The sequence below is a fragment of the Sphingomonas sp. ABOLH genome, assembly GCF_003951715.1.
Classification (GTDB): Bacteria; Pseudomonadota; Alphaproteobacteria; order Sphingomonadales; family Sphingomonadaceae; genus Sphingomonas; species Sphingomonas hankookensis_A.
Genome location: NZ_QQWV01000077.1, coordinates 1 through 5,926, shown reverse-complemented (window position 1 = coordinate 5,926; position 5,926 = coordinate 1). Strand labels below are relative to the sequence as shown.

At 71.4% G+C, this 5,926-nt stretch carries 4 protein-coding genes; 1 reads left to right on the top strand and 3 read right to left on the bottom strand.

Going from position 1 to position 5,926, the window contains the following annotated elements:
- Window positions 1-54 precede the first annotated feature (54 nt).
- Window positions 55-2,331 (bottom strand): phosphoenolpyruvate--protein phosphotransferase, encoded by a 2,277-nt coding sequence (ptsP, locus tag CA237_RS18945; protein WP_066690080.1) that lies wholly within the window; start codon window positions 2,329-2,331, stop codon window positions 55-57.
- 194 nt (window positions 2,332-2,525) lie between these two features.
- On the bottom strand, window positions 2,526-3,086 hold the full coding sequence (locus CA237_RS18940) for a helix-turn-helix transcriptional regulator (protein WP_066690085.1): 561 nt from the start codon (window positions 3,084-3,086) through the stop codon (window positions 2,526-2,528).
- Between the two features lie 60 nt (window positions 3,087-3,146).
- Here CA237_RS18940 and CA237_RS18935 point away from each other — a divergent pair, with 60 nt between their 5' ends.
- Entirely contained in the window at window positions 3,147-3,644 is a 498-nt protein-coding gene (locus CA237_RS18935; protein WP_232307943.1) for a DUF6456 domain-containing protein, read from the top strand.
- Window positions 3,645-3,681: 37 nt separating this feature from the next.
- Here the strand turns inward: CA237_RS18935 and CA237_RS18930 are convergent.
- On the bottom strand, window positions 3,682-5,926 hold a 2,245-nt coding region (locus CA237_RS18930), incomplete at its 5' end, for a DUF2339 domain-containing protein (protein ID WP_126015256.1).

The window sequence follows — 5,926 nt, the reverse complement described above, 5'->3', positions numbered from 1 at the left end:
CTCCACCACCGGCTTCGCCGGCGGTCCCCCTCCCCGCGGAGCGGGGAGGAGCTTTTAGGACAGTTCTACGCCGTTGGTTTTTGCCCAGTCTTCGAGGGCGGGGCGGAGGGTTCTGGCGGGGGTCGCCAGCAGACGGTCGATTTCGGCCATTGCTGCCCCGCGGTCTAGCGAGCGGAGCATTGCCTTGACCGGGCCGACAGCGGCGGGGGTGATCGACAGGCGGTCGATGCCGAGTGCGATCAGCGCCATGGCCTCCAAGGGACGCCCGCCCATCTCGCCGCAGACGGCGACGGGCTTGCCCGCTTCCTGCGCCGCCTTCGTCACCCGGCGCAGGAAGCGCAGGATCGCCGGGCTGAGCCAGTCGTAGCGCAGCGCGAGGCGCGGGTCGGCGCGGTCGGCGGCGAAGAGGAACTGCGTCAGGTCGTTGGTGCCGATCGACAGGAAATCGAGGCTGGGCCACAGGAAATCGAGCACGTCGGCAAGGGCCGGCACCTCGAGCATCGCACCGTAGCGGATGTCGGTCGGCAACGGCTTGCCGCGCCCGCGCAGCCATTCGCGCTGCGCCTCGAACAGGGCGCGTGCTTCGTCGAATTCCCAGGGTTCGCTGACCATCGGGAACATGACGTTGAGGGTGCGGCCCGACGCCGCCTCGATCAGGGCGCGGGCCTGCGCCTTCATCAGCCCTTCGCGGCCGAGGGCGAGGCGCAGCGCGCGCCAGCCCATCGCCGGGTTTTCCTCGTCATGCCCCTCGGCATGGTCGAGATAGGGCAGCGCCTTGTCGCCGCCGATATCGACCGTCCGGAACACGACCGGGCGGTCGCCGGCGACGTCCAACACGTCGCGGTACAGGCGCTGCTGGCGCTCGCGCTGGGGCAGGGTGGCGGACACGAGGAACTGGAATTCGGTGCGGAACAGGCCGATGCCGTCGGCGCCGGTCAGGTCGAGCGCGGCGACGTCGTCGCGCAGCCCCGCATTGACCATCATCGTGACGCGGTGGCCGTCCTTCGTGACCGGCGGCTCGCCCTTCATCGCGGCGAAGGCGGCGCGGCGCTTCTGGGTCAGCGCCAGCTTGGCCTCGAACGCCTCCTCCATCGCCGGGGTCGGACGGATGACCAGCAGGTCCTCGACCGAATTGAGCAGCAGCCGGTCGCCCTCCGCGATCAGGCGGCGGATGTCGCGGACGCGGCCCAGGACCGGCACGCCCATCGCACGGGCGACGATGACGACATGCGCGGTCAGCGACCCTTCCTCCAGCACGACCCCTTTCAGACGGCGGCGGTCATATTCGAGCAGTTCGGCAGGACCGAGATTGCGGGCGATCAGGATCGTGTCCTGCCGCAGGCCCATTTGCGCGGCGGTGCCGAGCTGGCCCGACACGATGCGCAGCAGGCGGTTGGACAGGTCCTCCAGATCGTGCATCCGGTCGGCGAGCAACGGATCCTTGATCTCGCGCATCCGCATCCGGGTGCGCTGCTGCACGCGCTCGATCGCCGCCTCGGCGGTCAGGCCGCTGTCGATCGCCTCGTTGATCCGGCGCGCCCAACCCTCGTCATAGGCGAACATCTTGTAGGTCGCGAGCACCTCGTCATGTTCGCCGCCGACGCCGAATTCGGCCTGGTTCGACATGCGTTCGATCTGGTCGCGCATCTTGTCGAACGCGGCATAGACGCGGTGGCGCTCCGCCTCGACATCCTCGGCCACGGTATGTTCGATGACGATGCGCGGCTGGTGGAAGACCGCGACGCCCGCCGCCATCCCCTCGACCAGCTTGAAGCCGGGCACGCGCACCGCGCCGGTCGCCTGCGGCCGGGTGGAGGGCGCGCCGGTCGCGTCGATCAGGTCGGCATTGGCGATCAGTTCGGACAGCACCATCGCGACGGTCTGCAACGCCTCGATCTCGACATCGGCATAGCGGCGCGGATCGGCATGCTGCACCGCCAGCACCCCGACCGCGCGCTCGCGGCGGATGATCGGCACGCCGGCGAAGCTGTGATAGATTTCCTCGCCCGTCTCCGGCCGATAGGCGAAGTCGGGATGGGTCGCGGCCTCGGCCAGGTTCAGCGTTTCGACATTGGCGACGATGGTGCCGACGAGGCCTTCGCCGGGCGCCAGCTTGGTGACGTGCACCGCCTCCTGCGACAGGCCGACCGTGGCGAAGAGTTCGAGCAGCCCTTCGCGCAGCAGGTAGATCGAGCAGACCTCGCTATCCAGCGCCTCGGCGATGATGCGGACGACCGAGTTGAGCTTCGCCTGCGCTGGACTTCGCGACGCCATCACGTCGTGAAGGTTCGTCAGGATTTCGCGGGCGGAGGCGGTGGCCGAGACGGGCATGGACGAGGGCTAACACGCGAAGGGCGGGGCGTCATCACGGTTTAGGGTGACGTTGGGGAAATTGGGGGTTGGGGGGAAGGGATTCGTATCCCCGCGCAGGCGGGGATCCAGGGTCACGATAGCCGGCCGTTGTTATGCTGGGCCCTGGACCCCCGCCTGCGCGGGGGTACGGTGTGAGCTGGGTAGGGTCGGCCCTAGAGGTTCCGCACCAGCCGTTCGGCCACCGCGATCCAGGCGCAACGCAGGGCCACCGGGCTGGCGCCGAGCGTCGCGGGGAGGATCGATACCATGTCGCCATCGAACGCGAGCAGCCGGCCGAAGGCGAAGCGGCCGGCAGGCGCGGGGGCCAGCACGTCGCGGTGGAGCGCGGCGATGTAATCGGCGGGGGCGAGGCGGCGGCACCAGATCATGTCGCCCGCGCGATAGTCGCCGGTGGTCGCCTGCACGATGATCGCGATCAGGTCGCCTTCGCTGCGCGGCGGGGTGACGCTCATCGCGCGGCGGGGAGCGCTGGCCCCGGCGCCGTCGAGGATCGCGGCGACGGGCAGGTCGGGGCGTTCGGGCAAGCGGACGAGATCGGCGGCATCGACCGCAAGCGCGGCCGCGATGCGGTTGAGCCAGCCGACCGAGACGGTGCGGGTGCCGGTTTCGAGGCGGCCGATGGTCTGCGCCGTCGTGGGCGGTACGCAGCGGATCGCGACCTCCTCCAGCGTCAGTCCCTGTGCGCGGCGGACTTCGCGGATGGCGGTGATCATGTCGGTATCCTTTGTCCGCAAACCAATCTGGTACAAACGCTTTCCTACAAAGGTGCCGCCATGGCAACCCCGTCACTCAATTGGCAGGTGGAGGCGGGTTTGCGCGAACTGGTGGAGCGGCGGCTGGCGGACGGACGGGTGCGCGACGAGCCGGGCGGGCGGCGGGTGCAGGTGAACCTGCGCGAATCGCCGCTCGACTGGCTGCGGTCGCGGTCGCTGGTCGATGCGCGGCAATATGAGGCGGGCGAGCGGCTGCGCGGCGATTATGAGCGCGCGGCGCTGGGGCCGCGGGTGACGATGCGCTGGGACGGTGCGCCGCGGGGGGCGAAGGGGGTTCCGGGCGATCCGTCGGGCGGACAGGTCGCGGCCAAGGCCCGGTTCGACGCGGCGGTGGCGGCGGTCGGGCCGGGGCTGTCGGACATCTTGTGGCGGACGGTATGCGCGAACGAAGGGCTGCCGGCGGCGGAGAAGGCGCTGGGATGGCCGGCGCGGGCCGGGCGGCTGGTGCTTACGCTGGCGCTCGATCGGCTGGCGGCGCATTACCGGCTGAATGTATGAAGCCGGCACCGGCCCGCTCCCCCTCCCCGCCACCCATTCAGGATACTGGCGTGGGTGGCGGGGAGGGGGAGCGGGCCGGTGCCGTCACTATCACGAACCGCCGGTACGCCCAGCCGATCCCGATCAGCGCGCCGCCCAGTGCCATGAACGAGAGGATGCGCAGCACCCCTTCGAGCGCAGAGGCGTCGATCAGGAAGACTTTGAGCGTGGTGAGCGTCAGCAGCGTCAGGCCGAAGCGGCGCAGGTCGGCGCTGTGCCGCGCGATGCCGCGCCACAGCCACAGGATCGCCAGCACCAGCATCGCCGCCGAATAGCCGCCATTCTCGCTCAGGCCGACCGGGCCGGTGAGGAGGCTTCCTTGCGCGATCTGCCGGATGGTGGCCAGCGTCGCGGCGAGGGTGAGCAACGCGGCGATCAGGCTGCGGCGCGGCAGGCCGGTCAGGCGCCAGACGATCGCGGAGGCGAGGGCGAGGTGGAGCGTGACGGCGTTGAGGATCGGGAGCGCGCCGACTTCCTGCGGAACCCATGCCGGGTTGAGGCCGAGCAGGTCGAACCACAGGATGCGCGCAAGGGCCAGCGCCACCAGCGCCATGGCCAGCGGGCGGTGGCGGAACCAGAGCAACCCGCCGGCGATCAGTGTCAGGTCGGTCAGGACGGCGCGTTCGATGAAGCCCCGGCTGCGGAATGCATCGGGGGTGGCGACGGCGAGCGGCTGTTTGAGCAGGACGTAGAGGCCGGCGATGGCGATCGCAGCGGTTGCCGGCAGGATGATGCGGCGGGCGGGGCCGAAAAGATCGCGTTGCCACCGACCTGCGCCGAGCAGGGCGAGCGCCGGGATCACCAGCAGGCGCGCCGCGTCGCCGGCCGGGGGGAGGTGGAGATAGGGCAGTTCCTCCCAGATCATCGAGACGGCCAGCGCCTGCGCGACGTCCGACAGCGGCGGCAGGGCGAGGGCGAGCAGGACGATCACCAGGAAGAGGGCGAGGCTTTGCGGGATGGCAGGGTCGAACCGGGCGGCGGCGAGCAGGATGCCGAGCGCGGCCAGCGGGGCGAGCATGGCGAAGGCGGGCGGCAGGATCGCGGCGACGGCGAGGCCCAGCCCAAGCGCGGCAACGGCGACGCCGCCGACCAGCCCCAGATCCCCCCGTCCGGCGCGGTCGCGGTGGCGGTGGGCGGGGAAGGCTGCGGCGAGCGCTAGGGCTAGGTCGGCGAGCGCCCAGCCGATGGGGGGCAGGAGCGACGGCGCGACGATCTGCGCCACCAGCAACGGCGCGGCGGTGCCGGCCAGCGCGACGACGGCCCAGCCGGGCGCGCGGCGCGAGGCGGCGCCTCCGCCCGCGCCGAACAAGAGCAGCGCGACAGGCAGCGCCAGCGGCGTCGCATTGCTGCCCTGCACCAGCCCGAGCGCGACGAGCAGGGTGACGAGGAGGGCTGCGCTGATCGCGGCGGGCAGCAGCGTGGTGTCGCGCCATGCGAGGAACAGCGCGGCGGCGGAGAGGGTGAGGTAGAAGCTCCACGCCAGAGCGGAAAAGTCGAGCATCGGGGCCAGCGCCAGCATCTGCACCAGCGCGACGATGACCGGCGCGGCGCGCAACCACGGGCGGGCGATGGCGGCACGCGGGGCGGCGAGGCTGCCGCCGATGGCCAGCGCGATCAGGAACACGCCGATGCCGCCGAGGCTGGCCGGGGGGACCAGCGCGATCAGCAGGCCGACCCAGCCGAACGCCGCGACCAGCGCCGACAGCGCCAGCCACGCCCAGCCGCGCACGATCGCCAGCGCCAGCAGGGCGGCGACGAACAGGCCGAGATAGACGAGCAGCGCGCCGATCCCGGCGGCGTCATAGCCCGCGACCAGCGGCGCGGCGAACCCGCCGACCAGCGCCATGACGGCGGTCGGCGGCCCGTGGCGCAGCGCGAGGAACAGGCCGAGCGCGGTGACGCCCAGCATGATCGCAAAGCCGGTCGCCGGGCCGATCAGGTGATAGAGCGCGGCGGCCAGATAGAGCGTGGCATAGGCCGAGGCGATGCCGGCGCCGGCCAGCACCTGCGCGATCCGGGGATCGTCGCGGGTGGCGGAAATGCGGCGCGCACCCTCGCTGCCGGCCAGCAGTACGCAGGCGAACAGCGCGGCGAGCACGGTGCGGATCGCCGGGGGCAGCCACCCCGCCTCGATCGACAGGCGGACGAGGAAGATGCCGCCGACGACCAGTGCCAGCCCGCCGATCCACACCGGCAACCGGCTGCCGACCAGCGTTTCGAAGTCGATCCTCGGGCGGGATGGG

Coding starts and splice junctions, on each gene's coding strand:
- ptsP (WP_066690080.1), bottom strand. CDS start 2,331: ATGCCCGTCTCGGCCACCGCCTCCGCCCGCGAAATCCTGACGAACCTT.
- CA237_RS18940 (WP_066690085.1), bottom strand. CDS start 3,086: ATGATCACCGCCATCCGCGAAGTCCGCCGCGCACAGGGACTGACGCTG.
- CA237_RS18935 (WP_232307943.1), top strand. CDS start 3,147: ATGGCAACCCCGTCACTCAATTGGCAGGTGGAGGCGGGTTTGCGCGAA.